Below are 16,192 nucleotides of genomic sequence, written 5' to 3'. Positions count from 1 at the left end.
ACGGCCGCTCACACCCGTCCCTGACGCCTCCTTGACGGTCCCGCTTCCGCCCTTGACGCAACCTTGACGCAACCCTGACGCCCCGGCGTCGCCGACCGGGCCGCTAGCGCGGCACCCGCACCAGGAGTCGGCCGGGGACGCAGGTCATCCGCAGCTCCTTGCCGGGCCCGATCGAGTCCCCGTCGAGCTGGCGCGGGGTCTCGGTCGAGGCGCGGATCACGACCGTGCGCCCGGTCATCCGGTTGACCAGGTCGTCGGTGTGGGGCCGCTTGAGCAGCACCCGCCAGGCCAGGGGGATCCAGGACAGCAGGTTGCGCGGGTGCAGGATCACGACGTCGAGCAGCCCGTCGTCGATCGCGGCGTCCGGGAGGAGCGGCATCCCGGCCTGGAGGAACCCGACGTTGCCGACGACGACGGTGCGCGCGCGGTGCTTGGTGAAGTCGCCGTCGTCGACGGAGACCTCGATGCGGACGGCGGGGAACATCAGCGACTTGAGGGCGGACAGCACGTAGGCGAGCCAGCCGACCCGCTTCTTGATGTCCTCGTTGACGCCCTCCATGATCGCGGCGTCGAAGCCCATCCCCGCCATCACCATGAAGTGGGTGTCCTCGAACCCGTCGCCGGACACGTCGACCATGTCGATCGCGCGGTCCTGGCCGGTCAGCGCGACGTCGATCGCGGCGCGCAGGTAGAGCGGGATGTTGAGGTTGCGGGCGAGCAGGTTGCCGGTCCCGGCCGGGACGATGCCGACCGGGATGCCGGTGCCGGCCAGCTCGGCGCACACCTCGCGCACGGTGCCGTCGCCGCCGCAGACCAGGACCAGGTCGGTGCCTGCCACCGCGGCCGCCTCCGCCATCCCGGTGCCGGGGTCCTCGACCGTCGTGTAGTGCCACGTCGGCGTCGACCAGCCGGCCTCGTGCGCCATCGCGGTCACGATCGCCTCGAACTGCCCGACGTCCTCGACCTTGATCGGGTTGAGGACGACCGCCAGCCGTCGCTCGGACGTGTAGACCTCCTGCAGCGGCTCGGCCGTCGCGGCGTGGCTGCGTGGGAGCGGGTTGTAGAGGGCGATGCCCAGCAGCACCATGCCCACGCCCAGCAGGTAGCCGCCGATCACGTCGCTGGGGTAGTGCCGTCCCAGCAGCACGCGGTCCGCACCGACGACCAGCACGAGCAGCACGATCCCGACGTACGCCGCCCGGCGCAGGTTCGCGCGGCGGACGAACATCGACACCAGCACGACGAGCACCCCGCCCAGCGCGGCGATCGACGTGGCGTGGCCGGAGGGGTAGGAGAGGCTGTGCGCCAGGTCGGCGGGGTTCTGCCACGGCGGCCGGTCGCGGCCGACCACGCCCTTGAGCAGCGTGTAGGCCAGGGTCGCCCCGACCATGACTCCTGCGGTGAAGACCGCCGCCCGCCGGTAGCCGCGGACCAGCAGCCAGACCACCAGCACGACGGTGACGAGAGCGACGCCCCAGGTCCGGAAGGCGTCCTCGACGAGCACGAGCGGGTGCCGCAGCCAGCCGGTGTCGACCGCCCAGCCCTCGGCGGGCTCGCCGCGGTCGTCGAGCGCCCGCACCCCGCCCCAGCCCTGGTCCACGGCGACAGCCAGCAGCGCGACGAGCCCGAAGCAGAGGGCAGCCCAGCCGGCCACGACGGCGCGGGGTCGCTCGAGCATGCCCCGCACGCTATCTCCCGCGCGTCGGCGGCCGGGCCCCGGATAGCCTCTCAACATGATCGACCCGCGCATCCTCCGTGACGACCCCGACCGCGTGCGTGCCTGCCAGGCCAAGCGCGGGCTGTCCGACGAGGTCGTGGACCGGGCGCTCTCGGCCGACACCGCGCGGCGTACGGCGATCGCGACGTTCGAGGCCAAGCGGGCCGAGCAGAAGCAGCTCGGCCGCCAGGTCGCGCAGGCGCAGGGCGAGGAGAAGCAGGAGCTGCTCGCGCGCACCAAGGCGCTCGCGGCGGAGGTCAAGGAGCTCGAGGCCACCCAGGTCGCCGCGGAGGCGGCCTGGAACGACGCCCTGATGAGCATCCCCAACCTCGCCGCGGAGGAGACCCCCGCCGGCGGCGAGGACGACTTCGTCGTCCTCGAGACGATCGGCACACCCCGCGACTTCGCCGCCGAGGGGTTCGAGCCGCGCGACCACGTCGAGCTCGGCCGGATCCTCGGCGCGATCGACCTCGACCGCGGCGCCAAGGTGTCCGGAGCGCGCTTCTACTTCCTCACCGGCGTCGGCGCGGAGCTCGAGCTCGCGCTGGTCAACCTCGCCATGGAGCAGGCCCGCGAGGCCGGGTTCACCCCGGTCATCGCCCCGTCGATGGTGAAGCCGCGCGCGATGGACGGCACCGGGTTCCTGGGCCAGGCCGCCGACGACGTCTACCGCATCGAGGGCCAGGACATGTACCTCGTCGGGACGTCCGAGGTGCCGATGGCGGCGTACCACTCCGACGAGATCCTCGACGCCGCGTCGCTGCCCCGGCGGTACGCCTCGTTCAGCCCGTGCTTCCGCAAGGAGGCCGGCTCGCACGGCCGCGACACCAAGGGCATCATCCGGGTGCACTGGTTCGACAAGGTCGAGATGTTCGTCTACACGACCGTCGAGGAGTCCTACGCCGAGCACCAGCGGCTGCTGGAGTGGGAGAAGCAGTTCCTCGACAAGCTCGAGCTCGCCTACCAGGTCATCGACACGGCGGCCGGCGACCTGGGCCTGTCGGCGATCCGGAAGTTCGACTGCGAGGCCTGGATCCCGACCCAGGGCAAGTACCGCGAGCTGACCTCGACCTCGAACTGCACGGAGTTCCAGACCCGGCGCCTCGACATCCGCGGCCGGTTCGCCGGACCGGACGGGTCCAGCGGCGTGAAGCCGATCGCCACCCTCAACGGCACCCTGTGCGCGGTCCCCCGGGCGATCGTGGCGATCCTCGAGACCCACCAGCAGGCGGACGGGTCGGTGCGGGTCCCCAAGGCGCTCCAGCCGTGGCTGGGCGGCCGCGAGGTCCTGGAGCCGGTCACCCGGTGAGCGACGCGGGCTGGCGGCCGCGCCTGGTCGCCCTGGACATCGACGGCACGATCCTGAAGTGGGTGGAGGGCTCGGGGACCACCCACGAGGAGGTCTCGCCGGCTGTCAAGGACGCGGTACGCCGGGTGCTGGACGCCGGCGCGCACGTCGTGCTCGCCAGCGGCCGGTCCCCGCACGGCATGGCCCCCATCGCCGACCTGCTCGAGCTGCACGCCCCCGACCGGGAGCGCCTCTGGGTCGTCGCCTCGAACGGCGCGGTGGTGTTCCGCTACCCGCCGCTCGAGGTCGTCCACGAGGAGACCTTCGACGCCCGGCCGGCCGTCGAGGCCGTGCTCGCCCGGCACCCCGAGGCGCTGGTGGCCGTCGAGGAGCGCGGCGTGGGCTACCGGGTGAACTCCCACTTCCCGGACGGCGAGCTCTCCGGCGACATGATCCTCACCGACGTCGACGACCTGCTCGCCGCCGAGGTCAGTCGTGTCATCATCCGCGACCCGAACTCGACCGCCGACGAGTTCGTGGCCCTCGCCGGCGAGCTCGGGCTGCACGGCACCAACTACGTCGTGGGCTGGACCGCGTGGCTCGACCTGGCGCCGGTGGGCGTCTCCAAGGCGTCCGGTCTCGAGCACGTCGCCCGCCACCTCGGCTTGACCGGGGCCGACGCGCTCGCGGTCGGCGACGGCCGCAACGACCTCGAGATGTTCGCGTGGGCGCACCGCTCGGTGGCGATGGGCCAGGCGATCGAGCAGGTCATCGCCGCGGCCGACGACCTCACCGGGAGCGTCTACGAGGACGGCCTCGCCACCGAGCTCCAGCGCTGGTTCCCGGGTCCCGGGGACGTCGCGTGACGCTCCCCGAGGTGGTCGTCACCGAGCGGCTCCGGCTGCCGCTGTGGTCCCCGGACGAGGCGGCGGACATCCTCGACGGCCGGCACCGCCCGGGGTGGCACCGCGACTACCCGCGCCAGGACGACCGGGACGCCGCCACCATGTACCGCGCCGGGGACCCCTGGGGTCCCCGCCACGTCGTCCGCGGGACGACGGCGCTCGGCTCGATCGGCTTCTTCGGCCCGCCCGAGGAGGCCGCCGACGGCGTCCCCGAGACGGAGGTCGGCTACGGCCTCGTCGACGAGGCGCACGGCTGGGGCTTCGCGACCGAGGCGCTGCGGGCGCTGCTCGTCGAGACCGACCGCGAGGGCGTCCGGATCCGCGCCAGCGTCGAGCCCGCCAACGCAGCCAGCATCCGGGTGCTCGCCAAGTGCGGTTTCACCGAGCTCCGCGGCAGCAACGAGGACGGCCACCTGGTCATGGCCCGGCCGCTGCCCGCCGGATGAGCCGCGTCCGGCTGGTCGCCACCGACCTGGACGGCACCCTGGTCCGCGGCGACGGCTCGGTGTCGTCGTACACCGCGGACGTGCTGGCGCGGGTGGAGGCTGCCGGCATCCCGGTGGTGTTCGTGACCGGCCGGCCGCTGCGGTGGGCGGAGGACGTCTTCGAGCACGTGGGCGAGCACGGCCTCGCGATCGTCTCCAACGGGGCGCTCGTCTGGGACGTCGCCGCGCACCGGCCGCGGCTGGAGCGGCCGATCGACCCCGAGCTGGGCCTCGCCGTGTGCGAGGTGCTGCGCGCGGCGCTGCCCGGGACGACGTACGCCGTGGAGACCCTGGACGGCATCGGCCTCGAGCCGGAGTTCCTGGAGCGGCACCCGGTGCCCGACGGCGCGCGCCGGGGCCCGCTGGCCGAGCTCTTCGACCGGCCCGCGCTCAAGCTGCTCGCCCGCCACGAGGAGCTCGCGCCACAGGAGTTCTGGGATCTCGCCGAGGAGGCGGTCGGCGGCCGGGTGGTGATCACCTGGTCGTCGGCGTCCTCCCTCCTGGAGATCAGCGCCCCCGGCGTCACCAAGGCGTCGACCCTCGCGCTGGTCTGCGCCGATCTCGGGGTCGACGCGGCCGACGTGCTGGCCTTCGGGGACATGCCGAACGACCTGCCGATGCTGGCCTGGGCGGGCACGGCGTACGCGATGGCCAACGCGCACCCGACCGTGCTCGAGGCGGCGGCGCACGTCGCCCCCGCGAACGACGAGGACGGCGTCGCCCAGGTCCTGGAGCGGGTCCTGGTTGGCCTGCGCGCCCGGTGATCTGTTGAGATGGGTGACGTGAGACGACTGCTGGCGGTGCTGCTGCTCCTCGTGGGGAGCCTGGTCGCGACCGTCCTGGCGACGGCGGCGCCCGCCGCCGCGTGCCCGCGGTCCTCGTCGACCCCGGCCCAGCAGGTGCAGGCCGCCGACGCGGTCTTCACCGGGACCGTCACCTCCCGCACCCGCCAGGGGCCGGGCATCCACTACGACGTGCAGGTCGAGCGCAGCTACAAGGGTGAGGTGGGGGAGCAGGCGATGGTGATGACCTCGCGCGACCCCCGGGCCTGCGGCCTGCCCGACCTCGTCGAGGGCGCGGACTACGTGTTCTTCGCCACCGACGACGGCGGCGACCTGACGATCTCCTCCGACGGCGGGACGACGCGCGCCACCGACGCCCACCTCGCCACGGTCGAGCGGCTGCTCGGCGCCGGCACCTCGCCGATCCCGCCGGAGCCGGAGCAGGCGACCTTCACGCTGGTCGCCGGCGAGCCCACCAGCCGCACCCGGCTGGCCGCGCCCGGCATGGCGCTGGTGATCGTCGGGCTGCTCGGCCTGCTGCTCGTCGTGAGCCTCGGCCGCCGCAAGGCCTGACCTCGCCCGGCGCCCCCTCGGACGTCATGCGTGGTGGCTTCTAGGGCGACCGGTTCGTATGACGTTGCGCGGGGTCGGTCGGGACGTCATACGGCGTGGCTGTTGCGGCGACCGGTTCGTATGACGTTGCGCGGGGTCGGTCCGGACGTCATACGGCGTGGCTGTTGCGGCGACCGGTTCGTATGACGTCCCGCGGGAGCGGTCCGGACGTCATACGTGGTGGCTGTCGGGGCGACCGGTTCGTATGACGTCCCGCGGGAGCGGCCGGGACGTCATGCGTGGTGGCTTCCGGGGCGACCGGTTCGTCTGACGTTGCGCGGGGTCGGCCGGGAGGAGCTACAGGTACATCCCGCCCGAGTCGCCGGGGGTCTGCGGCTGCTGCGGGGGGCCGGCGTCGGCCTGGGGCGCGATCACGCCGGGCGGCAGGGCGCGGCGCATCTGCTCGAACTGGGCGCGGGCGGCCATCTGCTGGGCGTAGATCGCGGTCTGGATGCCGTGGAAGAGCCCCTCGAGCCAGCCGACCAGCTGGGCCTGGGCGATCCGCAGCTCGCCCTCCGACGGGGTGGCGTCCTCGCTGAACGGCAGCGTCAGCCGGTCCAGCTCCTCGACGAGCTCGGGGGCGAGGCCCTCCTCGAGCTCCTTGATCGAGGCCTGGTGGATCTCCTTGAGCCGGTTGCGGCTGGCCTCGTCGAGCGGCGCCGCCTTCACCTCCTCGAGGAGCTGGCGGATCATGCTGCCGATCCGCATCACCTTCGCGGGCTGCTCGACCAGGTCGGTGATCGCGCGCTCGTCGGCGTCCGCCTCGGCGTCGCCGTCCGGGTCGTCCGTGCCGTCCGGCACGGTCACGCCCGCGGCCTGGAGCGCGGACGCCGGGACGGTGCCCACCGACTGTCCGTCCGGGCCGATCACGACGACCTGCTGGTCCTGCTCCTCCGGGTGCTGCTCGCTCATGGCCCCCACGGTATCCACCGCACCCGCTCAGACCACCAGCAGGATCTTGCCGCTGTGCTCGCCGGACTCCATCAGGGCGTGCGCGGCGGCCGCCTCGGCGAGCGGCATCGTCCCGTTGACCACCGGCTGGACCAGCCCCTCGGCGACGAGCGGCCAGACGTGCTCGACGACCGACGCGCAGATCGCGGCCTTCTCCTCGACCGGGCGGGCGCGCAGCGTGGTGCCGATGACGGCCGCCCGCTTGCGCAGCAGCTTGCCGATGTCGAGCTCGGCCTTGGAGCCGCCCTGCATGCCGATGACGACCAGCCGTCCCTCGGTGGCGAGGGCGTCGATGTTCCGGTCGAGATACTTCGCCCCCATGTTGTCGAGCACGACGTCGGCGCCGTGGCCGTCCGTGGTCTCCTTCACGACCGCGACGAAGTCCTGCTCGCGGTAGTCGATCGCGACGTCCGCGCCGAGCGCGAGGCAGGCGGCCCGCTTCTCCTCGGTCCCGGCGGTGGTGAGCACGGTGGCCCCGAGCTGGTGGGCGAGCTGGATCGCGAACGAGCCGATCCCGCCCGCGCCGCCGTGCACGAGCAGCACCTCGTGCGGCTTGAGCCCGGCGATCATGAAGACGTTCGACCAGACCGTGCACGCGACCTCCGGCAGCGCGGCGGCGGTGACCAGGTCGACCCCGGCCGGCACCGGCATCAGCTGGCCGGCCGGTACGGCGACCCGCTCGGCGTACCCGCCCCCGGCGAGCAGCGCGCACGCGGGGTCGCCCACGGACCACCCGCTGACGCCGTCACCGACCGCGGCGACGGTGCCGCTGCACTCCATGCCGATGACGTCCGACGCGCCGGGTGGCGGCGGGTAGAACCCCTGGCGCTGCAACAGGTCGGCGCGGTTGAGCGCCGCGGCGGCGACGTCGAGCACCACCTCGCCCGGACCCGGCTCGGGGTCGGGCAGCTCGGCGACGGACAGGACCTCGGGGCCGCCGGCCCCGGCGGTGACGACGGCACGCATGCGGTCAGCCTAGGAGGTCAGGCGAGGAGTCACTCCTCCTCGAACGCGTCGCCGGTGTGGTCGACCGTGCTGTCGTCGGGGACCTCGACCTCGACCGCGGCCTCCTCCGGGTCCGGCGCCCCGGCGGGGCGGTCCCAGCCGTCGGCGAGCAGCTGCGCCTTCGCGGCCAGCGCCTCCACCTCGTCCGGGTCGGCGTCCTGCGCCCCGGCCGCGAACCCGAGGAGGTACGCCGTGATCGGCGCTGCCGGGCGCGCGACGTTGTGCGCGGCGACCCGGGCCAGGTCCAGCACCAGGCCCTCGTCGACCTCGGTGTCCACGTCGAGGACATCGCTGAGCTCGTCGATCCAGTCGTGGAGGTTCACGATCAGAATCTCGCCCACTCGGGCGTGCTCCGCAAGCCCCGGTCAGCGATCGTCGGCGAGATCACGTACGTCGGCCCACGTGTCGACGTCCCGGCCCTCGTCGCCCACGGGCGCGACGTCGACGATGTCCAGACCCGCGAGCAGGCGGCGGATGGCCATGCCGTGCTGGCTCTCGTGGTCGGGCCGCGCGGCGTCGAGCCGGGCCACGTCCAGCACTCCCGCGAGCTGGCGGCGCCCGGTGCCGTCGGTGAGGAACGCCCCGTCGTGGCCGTCCAGGGCCTCGTGCAGCCGGCGGAACGTCCACGGGGTGACCCGGGGCATGTCGACGGCCAGGACGCCGAGGCTGCGCGGTGCCCGGACCAGCGCGTCACGTCCCGTGAGCAGGGCGGCCACCGGGCCGCCGTACCGGGGGCTCTCGCGGCAGAAGGTCACCGGCCGGGTGGTCGGCACGGGGTCGCCGACCACGACGACCTCCTGGGCGTCGACGCAGGCCTCGATCGCGTGCTCGAGCAGCGAGCGGCCGTGGTGCTCGACCGAGGCCTTGTCGGCCCCGTCGAGGCGCACCGCCCGGCCGCCGGCCAGCACGACGACCGCAAAGCCGATCGTGCCGGGCTCGAGCTCCATGTGTGGCAGTCTCGCATCGTGGCCCGACTCCGCCTCGCGCTCGTCCAGCACGCCTCCGGCCTCGACCCGGACGCGAACCGCCAGCTGCTCGCCGACCTCACCCCCTCCGGGGCCGACCTGGTCGTCTTCCCGGAGGCCTTCGCCCGTGACTTCGGGGAGCCCGGCTCCGACGTGAGCCGGTACGCCGAGCCCGTGGACGGTCCGTTCGCGACCGAGGTCGCCCGGGTGGCCGGCGAGCACGGCACCACGGTGGTGGCCGGGATGTTCGAGACCGGCGACGACCCCCACCGACCGTTCAACACGCTGGTCGTGCGGGGCGAGGCGGAGGCGTCGTACCGGAAGATCCACCTCTACGACTCCTTCGGCTACCGCGAGTCGGACCGGCTCCGGGCCGGTCCGGTGGCGCCCGCGATCGTGGACGTGGCGGGGTTCCGGGTCGGCCTGATGACCTGCTACGACCTGCGCTTCCCGGAGCTGGCGCGGCTGCTGGTCGACGAGGGCGCCGAGGTCCTCGCGCTGCCGGCCGCGTGGGTCGCGGGCCCCCGCAAGGTCGACCACTGGCGCACCCTGCTGCGGGCCCGGGCGATCGAGAACACCGTCTTCGTCGCCGCGGCGGCGCAGCCGGGGCCGCGCTACACCGGCCACTCGATGGTGGTCGATCCGATGGGCGACGTGCTGGCCGAGGCCGGCGAGGGCCCGGAGGTGCTGGTCGCCGAGATCGACCACGCCGGGCTCGAGGCGGCGCGCCGGACCAACCCGTCGCTCGCCAACCGCCGTCTGTAACCTGGCCTGCCGTGTCCCGGACCGCTCCACGTCGTCGTGCCGAGCGGCCCCCGTCCCGCCGCAGCCGCGCCGCGGCCGCGCTGCGAGCGCGCACCGAGAGGATCGCGAGCTCGCGGGCGCCGGTCGTCGGCTGGGCGGTCCTGGTGGCCGCCGGCATGGCCGGGCTCGCGGCCTGCACCCTCGACGTCGGTCCCGACTGGATCGGTGGCGCCGGTGCCGTGGCGGTCGCCACCGCCTACTCCTGGGCGCTGGCGGCGCGCACCGGGGGCCGTCCGGTCGTCGTCGGGCTCCTGGCGGTGGCGCTCGGCACCGTGGCGGTCGTGAGCGACGACGACTCGCTGCGCACCGGGGCGGCGGTCCTCACCACCGTGGTCACGGCGGTCCTCGCCGTGATGTCCACCGTGCCGGCGGTCCGTTTCGTGCACGCCGTCCGCGAGGTCCTGGTGGCGGTGCTCGTCGCCGTGGTCGGTGCCGTGGCGGTCGTGGGGTTCGAGCCGGCCGTGACGCTGGCCCGGTTCGAGTACACGACGCTCGGTCTGTCCCTGCTCGGGGCGTTCGCCATCATCTACCGGCTCGGCGCCGGGCTGCACGGGCTGGGCCGCCGGGGGTTCGTCACGGTGCTGCTCGGATCGGTCGTGCTCGCGGTGACCCTCGCCTACGCCGAGCTGCTGCGCCGCTACGGCACCCCGGCGCTCATGGACCACGTGCTCGACGGCGTGGGCTGGAGCCGGGAGCACCTCGGCGCCTTCCCCCGCCCGCTGGAGACCGTCCTCGGCGTTCCCGCGCTCGCCTGGGGCACCCACATGCGCGCCCGGCGCCGGCAGGGCTGGTGGGTCTGCGCGTTCGGCGTCGCGGCCGCCACGCCGATCGTCAACGCGCTGGTCAACCCGGCCCTGACCCTGCAGGAGGCCGCGCTCTCCGTCGGGTACGGCGTCGTGGTCGGCCTGCTGATCGGCTTCGTCGTGATCCGGCTCGACCTCGCGGTCACCGGCTCGTCCGGGCGGCGGGGCCGCCGGGCCGAGGAGGCGATGGCACTGCGGCCCGAGCCACCGCGCACCCGCCCGCTGCTCTGACCGGCCGGCGGTTCCCGGGTACCTGCGGGTAACGGCTAGGTTCGCACCCATGGCCCGCGAGCAGGTGATCGAGATCGTGGCGGAGATGGTGGCGAACGTGCTGAGCATCGCCGTCGCCCCCGGCGACCCCGTCGCCGTCGGCGACACCGTCGTGCTGCTGGAGTCGATGAAGATGGAGATCCCGGTCATCCTCGAAGCGCCGGGCACCGTCCGCGCGGTCAGGGTCGCACCCGGCGACGTCGTCCAGGAGGGCGACGTGCTGGTCGAGATCACCGCGTAGCGCAGAGGGGGCGGGATTCGAACCCGCGGTAGGTCTCCCTACGACCGCTTTCAAGGCGGTTCCGATCGGCCACTCCGGCACCCCTCCGTGGCCCGGCAGGCCGGGACACCCGAGCAGTGTAGGAGGGCCGGTCCTGCTACTCCGAGCCGCCGAGCTCGAGCTCGACCTCGTCGTAGGCCAGGTCGTGCCGGCGCTGGACGTGGTGGGCGACGTCGACCACGAGCCGGTGCAGCTGGTCGCGGACCCGGTCGACGTCCGGGTCCACGAGGACCTTCGCGCCCAGGGCGCTGAGCCGGGCGAGCAGGGCGTCGCGCTCGCGCGCCAGGCCGACCTCCCGCGCCGGGAACGCGCCGACGGGCAGGGTCTCGGCGACGAGCTGGTCCCGGACGGCGGTCATCCGCTTCCGCACGGTCCAGCGCCAGCTCCCGAGCGGGACACCGGCGCCGCGGGGTGCGTCGAGGGCGTGCGCCAGACCTTGCAGGGCGGCGCTCGTGCTGGTGGAGGTGATGGTCATGGGAACCTCCCGAGGCCCGCAGCGGTGGGACTTCGAGTGTGACTCCACCGGGCCCGCCCGACAACCCGGTGCCGGTCACGAATCCGGTGTCTTGTTCAATCAAGTCATGCAGCAGCACGCGCCCACCCCCGGGGTGTCCGACTATCGGCTGGCGCCGGCCCTCGCCGTCCGCTTCGTGGGCGGGCTGCTCGTCGTGCTGGCCGGGCTGCTCGCCGTGCTGACCGTGCTGGTGGCCCTGCTCGACCTGCCCCTCGGGGTGCTGGTGGGGGCGGCCGCCCTCGGGGTCGTCGCGGTCCTGGTGGCGGCGTACGTCGTCCTCCGCGCCGTGCCGGTCGTGCACCTGGGGACCGACGGCTACCGGGTCCGCCTGGTCCGGGGGGTCGGCGTCGACCGGGCCCCCTGGCCCGACGTGCGCGAGGCCGTCACGGCGTCGCCGTCGGGCACGCCGGTCGTCGTGCTCAAGCTCCGCGACGGGCGCGCGACGACGATCCCGGTCCAGGCCCTCGACGGCGACCGCGAGGAGTTCGTGCGGGACCTCCAGCGCCACCTCCAGCACGGGCACGGGCTCCGTCCGCTCTGAGGCGTGCCGGGCCGCACCGGGGCTGCACCGGGCCTGCACGCGGCACCCGCCCCTGATTGGTGGTCCACGGTGGGCTGCTTGTAGCCTGTGCTGGCTGTCGGGAGGCGTCGCCTAGTCCGGTCTATGGCGCCCGCCTGCTAAGCGGGTTTGGGGCTACAACCCCATCGAGGGTTCAAATCCCTCCGCCTCCGCCAGCCCACGGCCCCCTCCGCCCCGCGTGAGGGGGCCGTGGCGCGTCGGGACGTCCCGGCACCCCGCTGCAAGAACCTGCAGCCGCTGCAGAAATGTGCAATGCACATTTCTGAGGCACTGATCCATTCGTCCTACCTGCCACCGCTCACCGACACTGGTCGTACCGGGCCTTCCGTGGGGTCCGATGACTTAGAAGGTGGAGAGGGAAATGAACCTTGCACGAAAGGTAGCCATCGCACTGGTGACAGCGACGCTGAGCGTCGGCCTTCTGGGGATCTCGGCCCCGGCGCACGCAGACACAAGCTGGAGCGGACGGGTGGGCATCACCCACCGCTGACACTGATCTCGGTCGAGCCGGGGACCCAACTCACCCCCCACTTGTTCGGTCCCAGCGCCACCCCCCCGGCCTGGCTCGGCCTCCACGACGAAGGGCAGTGACTCGGGTCGCTGCCCTTCGTCGCGTCTGGTCACACTTCGCTGGCAGGCGCGGGGCGCTCGGCGTCCTCGTCGTCCTGTCCGGTGATGCCCCGCCGCCCGATCGTGTAGCCGAGCTGGAACCGGGTCTCCGCCTCGAACTCCTCCTTGAGGTCGGCGATGTACCCGGCATAGGTGCGGGGGCTGACCCCCAGCCGCTTCGCCGACACCGGGTCGGAGTGCCCCTCGATGAGCATCCGCAACGTCATCGACCGCTGCTCCGAGGCGATGTCCTTCATCACCGGCGCCTCGCTGCTGGTGAAGGGCCGGCCGCGCTCCCAGGAGCGCTCGAACACGTCGACGAGGTAGGCCACCACCGAGGGCTCGCGGACCACGAGCGCCACGCGGTGGGTCTCCTTGCTGGGGATGATCGCCGTCCGGCGATCCACCACGATCATCCGGTTGAAGAACTCGTCCAGGGTGCGGACCTCGCCGCCGCGCTCGGTGACCGCGGCGACGTACTGCCGGGTCGTGGAGTTGCGCCTGGCGCTGTGCTGGTAGAGCGTGCGGATCCGGGCACCGCGCTCGAGGAGCGCGGTGTCGCGCAGGACCACGTGGGGGAGGTCCCGGGTGTCACGGATCGCCTGCGGCTGCGCCGTGAGGACCTCCTCCTCGCAGTCCGCGACCAGACCCGCGATGAAGGGATCGATCTCCTCGAGCGGGAGGTAGGTGAACGGCCCGCCGCCGACCGCTCCCGGCGCGCGCCGCCACGCATGGGTGAGCGTCCCGAAGGCGGTCGCCCACTGCGACGACTCCGAGAGCAGGCGCGCACCCTCCTGGCCCAGGGGGGACACCACGCGGGACTGGGCGGCACCGGGGTCCTGCGCCTCCCAGCGGACGCCGTCCGCCGACTGGCGCGCGAGGCCGAGGTCCCGCAGGAGCTCGAGCGCGGGGGCGAGCTCGCCGCCCTCGACGAGCCGACGGTCGGTGGTCGGCAGCCCGCCGGCCGCCACCAGCTCCTCGAAGAGCGCGGTGCCGGCGGACTCGAACAGCGCGCGGTCCTCAGGGCCGATGGTCTCCACGCCGCGCCTGCTCCTTCCGACCGGGCCCCCGAAGCGTCAACTCCTGTGGCTGATGATTCCACAGGTGACGCGCCGGAGGGCCCCGTCCGGCGGACGGGGCCCTCCGGTACGACGTGTGGTCAGCCCTCGAGCCGCGAGCGCAGGCCGTCCAGCTCGGTCCACAGCACCGCGGGCAGGTCGTCGCCGAACTTCTCGAACCACTCCTGGATCTGCGGCAGCTCGGCCCGCCACTCCTCCACGTCCACCGCCAGCGCGGCGGCCAGGGCGTCCTCGGCCAGGTCGAGCCCGTCGGTGTCCAGCGCGCCCGGCGCGGGGACGTGGCCGATGGGGGTCTCGACGGCCGCCGCCTGGCCGTCGATGCGCTCGACGACCCACTTCAGCACCCGGCTGTTCTCGCCGAAGCCGGGCCAGAGGAAGCCGCCCTCGTCGTCGCGACGGAACCAGTTGACGTAGAAGATCCGCGGCAGCTTCGCCTCGTCGTTGTCCTTCCCGACGCTGATCCAGTGGCTGAAGTAGTCGCCGGCGTTGTAGCCGATGAAGGGCAGCATCGCCATCGGGTCGCGGCGCACGACGCCGACCGCACCGACCGCGGCGGCGGTGGTCTCCGAGGAGAGCGTCGCGCCGAGGAACGTCCCGTGGGCCCAGTCCCGGGCCTCGAAGACGAGCGGGACCGTCGTCTTGCGCCGGCCGCCGAAGAGGATCGCGTCGATCGGGACGCCGCGCGGGTCGTCGTACTCCGGGGCGAGGATGTCGCACTGCGTGATCGGGGTGCAGTAGCGGGAGTTCGGGTGGCTGGAGAGCTCGGTGGACTCCGGCGTCCACGGCTCGCCCTTCCAGGAGGTCGCCTTCGCCGGCGGGTTCTCCAGGCCCTCCCACCAGATGTCGCCGTCCTCGGTGAGCGCGACGTTGGTGAAGACCGAGTTGCCCTTGTTGATGGTGCGCATCGCGTTGGGGTTGGTGTGCTCGTTGGTGCCGGGTGCGACGCCGAAGAAGCCGTACTCGGGGTTGACCGCCCAGAGACGGCCGTCCTCGCCGATCCGCATCCAGGCGATGTCGTCGCCCAGCGTCTCGACCTTCCAGCCGGGGATGGTCGGCTGCAGCATCGCCAGGTTGGTCTTGCCGCAGGCGCTGGGGAACGCCGCCGCGACGTACTTCACGGTGCCCTCAGGGGAGGTCAGCTTGAGGATCAGCATGTGCTCGGCGAGCCAGCCCTCGTCGCGGGCCATCACCGACGCGATCCGCAGGGCGTAGCACTTCTTGCCGAGCAGCGCGTTGCCGCCGTACCCCGAGCCGTAGGACCAGATCGCGCGCTCCTCGGGGAACTGCACGATGTACTTCGTGTCGTTGCACGGCCAGGCGACGTCGGCCTGGCCGGGCTCGAGCGGGTGGCCCACGGAGTGGATGCAGGGCACGAAGTCGGCGTCCAGCTCCGTCATCCGCTCGAGGACGGCGGAGCCCATGCGGGCCATCACGCGCATGGAGGCGGTGACGTAGGCCGAGTCGGTGAGCTCGATGCCGAACATCGGCTTCTCCGCGTCGAGGTGCCCCATCACGAACGGGATGACGTACATCGTGCGGCCCCGCATCGACCCCCGGTAGAGGTCGCGCATCAGGACCTTCATCTCGCCGGGGTCCATCCAGTTGTTGGTCGGGCCGGCGTCGCGCGGGTCGACCGAGCAGATGTAGGTGCGGTCCTCGACCCGGGCCACGTCGATGGGGTCGGAGGCGGCGTAGAAGGAGTTCGGCTTGATCGCCGGGTTCAGCTGCGTGAACGTCCCGGTCGAGACCAACGTGTCGGTGAGCTCGGTCCACTCCTCGTCGGACCCCGTGCACCAGTGGATCCGGGCGGGCTGGGTCAGCTCGGCGACCTCGGCGACGAAGTCGAGGATCCCCCGGTGGGTCGTCGGAGCGGTGCCGGTGGTGGGGACGGGGTCGGTCGTGGGTGCCTGGGTGGCGGTCATCAACGGTTCCTTCTCGCGCAGTCGCGGTGGCTCGCTCGGCGTCGTTGTCGGCGACTCTGGGTGGCCCCCGCGGAGGCGGTGCGGACCCGCTCCGGCCCCGAGGGTGGGCCGACCGTACCCCGACCCGTCCGCACCCTCACATTGGAACGTTCAACGGCGGGTGGGGTCCGTCACAACGGCTCAGTTGAGCGGGAAAAGGCGTTCCTCGAGGGCTCTGCTTCGGCCTTTTCATGACCGAAGCGGTGTGGTCGTCGGGACACCCGAGCCTGATTCCTGCCCGGCCACGGAAGGGCCGCTTCCGGTGTCTCGGTCGTCCCGGCGGCACCGGGGGCGGACACTGATTTCGGCCTGGCCGCAGGGGTCGGCTATCCTCGACCAGTCGTTCGGCCCGGTGCCGGGCGGCATGCGCCTGTAGCTCAACGGATAGAGCATCTGACTACGGATCAGAAGGTTTGGGGTTCGAATCCCTACAGGCGCGCAGTGTGATCTCTCAGGAGATCCCGGACAGGCCGGACCCCGGGTCGGGGTCCGGTCTTCTGTTTGTGTGGGGTTGGGGTCCGGGTGGTCGGCCGAGTGGCTGGTAGTTGCGGGCGGGGTCGATGGTGAGCTCGCGGAGGAGCT

General features: G+C 73.0%; 17 protein-coding genes and 3 tRNA genes. 11 read left to right on the top strand and 9 right to left on the bottom strand.

Annotated elements, in window-relative coordinates; genetic code table 11:
• Positions 1-103 precede the first annotated feature (103 nt).
• Complete coding sequence (locus ACILQ5_RS15440) at positions 104-1,678, bottom strand: YegS/Rv2252/BmrU family lipid kinase (RefSeq protein WP_395658908.1); 1,575 nt, start codon at positions 1,676-1,678, stop codon at positions 104-106.
• A 55-nt stretch (positions 1,679-1,733) separates the two neighbouring features.
• Here ACILQ5_RS15440 and serS point away from each other — a divergent pair, with 55 nt between their 5' ends.
• From serS to ACILQ5_RS15415, 5 genes are read left to right on the top strand one after another with little or no spacing between them, the layout of a single operon-like run.
• The gene (gene serS / locus ACILQ5_RS15435; RefSeq protein ID WP_395658907.1) at positions 1,734-3,026 is read left to right on the top strand and encodes a serine--tRNA ligase; all 1,293 of its coding nucleotides are present in this window, start codon (positions 1,734-1,736) and stop codon (positions 3,024-3,026) included.
• Between the two features lie 23 nt (positions 3,027-3,049).
• On the top strand, positions 3,050-3,871 hold the full coding sequence (locus ACILQ5_RS15430; RefSeq protein WP_395658991.1) for an HAD family hydrolase: 822 nt from the start codon (positions 3,050-3,052) through the stop codon (positions 3,869-3,871).
• Positions 3,868-4,356, top strand: coding sequence for a GNAT family N-acetyltransferase (locus ACILQ5_RS15425; RefSeq protein ID WP_395658906.1), 489 nt, complete (start codon positions 3,868-3,870; stop codon positions 4,354-4,356). The genes ACILQ5_RS15430 and ACILQ5_RS15425 overlap by 4 nt, the downstream gene beginning before the upstream one ends.
• Positions 4,353-5,159 carry a Cof-type HAD-IIB family hydrolase gene (locus tag ACILQ5_RS15420; protein ID WP_395658905.1) on the top strand — a complete coding sequence of 269 codons (807 nt, stop codon included), beginning with the start codon at positions 4,353-4,355 and terminating at the stop codon, positions 5,157-5,159. The genes ACILQ5_RS15425 and ACILQ5_RS15420 overlap by 4 nt, the downstream gene beginning before the upstream one ends.
• A gap of 18 nt (positions 5,160-5,177) precedes the next feature.
• Positions 5,178-5,750: a hypothetical protein gene (locus tag ACILQ5_RS15415; RefSeq protein WP_395658904.1), complete on the top strand. Its 573-nt coding sequence runs from the start codon at positions 5,178-5,180 to the stop codon at positions 5,748-5,750.
• A 336-nt stretch (positions 5,751-6,086) separates the two neighbouring features.
• Here ACILQ5_RS15415 and ACILQ5_RS15410 read toward each other — a convergent pair whose 3' ends face one another.
• The 4 genes from ACILQ5_RS15410 to ACILQ5_RS15395 are packed head-to-tail and all read right to left on the bottom strand — an operon-like array spanning position 6,087 to position 8,692.
• Positions 6,087-6,701 (bottom strand): bacterial proteasome activator family protein, encoded by a 615-nt coding sequence (locus ACILQ5_RS15410; protein ID WP_395658903.1) that lies wholly within the window; start codon positions 6,699-6,701, stop codon positions 6,087-6,089.
• A 27-nt stretch (positions 6,702-6,728) separates the two neighbouring features.
• Positions 6,729-7,706 carry an NAD(P)H-quinone oxidoreductase gene (locus tag ACILQ5_RS15405; protein ID WP_395658902.1) on the bottom strand — a complete coding sequence of 326 codons (978 nt, stop codon included), beginning with the start codon at positions 7,704-7,706 and terminating at the stop codon, positions 6,729-6,731.
• Positions 7,707-7,735: 29 nt separating this feature from the next.
• Positions 7,736-8,068, bottom strand: coding sequence for a DUF6457 domain-containing protein (locus ACILQ5_RS15400; protein WP_395658901.1), 333 nt, complete (start codon positions 8,066-8,068; stop codon positions 7,736-7,738).
• A gap of 42 nt (positions 8,069-8,110) precedes the next feature.
• A complete protein-coding gene (locus ACILQ5_RS15395) occupies positions 8,111-8,692 on the bottom strand; it encodes a molybdenum cofactor guanylyltransferase (RefSeq protein ID WP_395658900.1) in 582 nt (193 codons plus the stop codon).
• Between the two features lie 18 nt (positions 8,693-8,710).
• Between ACILQ5_RS15395 and ACILQ5_RS15390 the strand changes: the two genes are divergently transcribed.
• The 3 genes from ACILQ5_RS15390 to ACILQ5_RS15380 are packed head-to-tail and all read left to right on the top strand — an operon-like array spanning position 8,711 to position 10,828.
• A complete protein-coding gene (locus tag ACILQ5_RS15390) occupies positions 8,711-9,475 on the top strand; it encodes a carbon-nitrogen hydrolase family protein (RefSeq protein ID WP_395658899.1) in 765 nt (254 codons plus the stop codon).
• An 11-nt stretch (positions 9,476-9,486) separates the two neighbouring features.
• The gene (locus ACILQ5_RS15385; RefSeq protein ID WP_395658898.1) at positions 9,487-10,548 is read left to right on the top strand and encodes a hypothetical protein; all 1,062 of its coding nucleotides are present in this window, start codon (positions 9,487-9,489) and stop codon (positions 10,546-10,548) included.
• A 49-nt stretch (positions 10,549-10,597) separates the two neighbouring features.
• Complete coding sequence (locus tag ACILQ5_RS15380; RefSeq protein WP_395658897.1) at positions 10,598-10,828, top strand: biotin/lipoyl-binding carrier protein; 231 nt, start codon at positions 10,598-10,600, stop codon at positions 10,826-10,828.
• A gap of 2 nt (positions 10,829-10,830) precedes the next feature.
• Here the strand turns inward: ACILQ5_RS15380 and ACILQ5_RS15375 are convergent.
• Both ACILQ5_RS15375 and ACILQ5_RS15370 read right to left on the bottom strand, forming a co-directional pair.
• Positions 10,831-10,915: transfer RNA gene (locus ACILQ5_RS15375), tRNA-Ser, on the bottom strand.
• 49 nt (positions 10,916-10,964) lie between these two features.
• Positions 10,965-11,342, bottom strand: a complete 378-nt coding sequence (locus tag ACILQ5_RS15370) for a hypothetical protein (protein ID WP_395658896.1) — start codon at positions 11,340-11,342, stop codon at positions 10,965-10,967.
• A gap of 106 nt (positions 11,343-11,448) precedes the next feature.
• On the opposite strand from ACILQ5_RS15370, the gene ACILQ5_RS15365 reads away from it, so the two are divergent.
• Together ACILQ5_RS15365 and ACILQ5_RS15360 are read left to right on the top strand one after the other, a co-directional pair.
• Complete coding sequence (locus ACILQ5_RS15365; RefSeq protein ID WP_395658895.1) at positions 11,449-11,922, top strand: hypothetical protein; 474 nt, start codon at positions 11,449-11,451, stop codon at positions 11,920-11,922.
• Between the two features lie 100 nt (positions 11,923-12,022).
• Positions 12,023-12,116 (top strand) — tRNA-Ser (locus ACILQ5_RS15360).
• A gap of 465 nt (positions 12,117-12,581) precedes the next feature.
• Here the strand turns inward: ACILQ5_RS15360 and ACILQ5_RS15355 are convergent.
• Together ACILQ5_RS15355 and ACILQ5_RS15350 are read right to left on the bottom strand one after the other, a co-directional pair.
• Entirely contained in the window at positions 12,582-13,610 is a 1,029-nt protein-coding gene (locus ACILQ5_RS15355) for a LuxR family transcriptional regulator (RefSeq protein WP_395658894.1), read from the bottom strand.
• A 119-nt stretch (positions 13,611-13,729) separates the two neighbouring features.
• Positions 13,730-15,571 (bottom strand): phosphoenolpyruvate carboxykinase (GTP), encoded by a 1,842-nt coding sequence (locus ACILQ5_RS15350; RefSeq protein WP_395658893.1) that lies wholly within the window; start codon positions 15,569-15,571, stop codon positions 13,730-13,732.
• Positions 15,572-15,976: 405 nt separating this feature from the next.
• Here ACILQ5_RS15350 and ACILQ5_RS15345 point away from each other — a divergent pair.
• Positions 15,977-16,049 (top strand) — tRNA-Arg (locus ACILQ5_RS15345).
• The last annotated feature ends 143 nt before the right edge of the window (positions 16,050-16,192 follow it).

The organism is Nocardioides sp., from assembly GCF_044226305.1.
Taxonomy (GTDB): domain Bacteria; phylum Actinomycetota; class Actinomycetes; order Propionibacteriales; family Nocardioidaceae; genus Nocardioides.
This window is presented reverse-complemented; position numbering and strand designations above follow the sequence as displayed.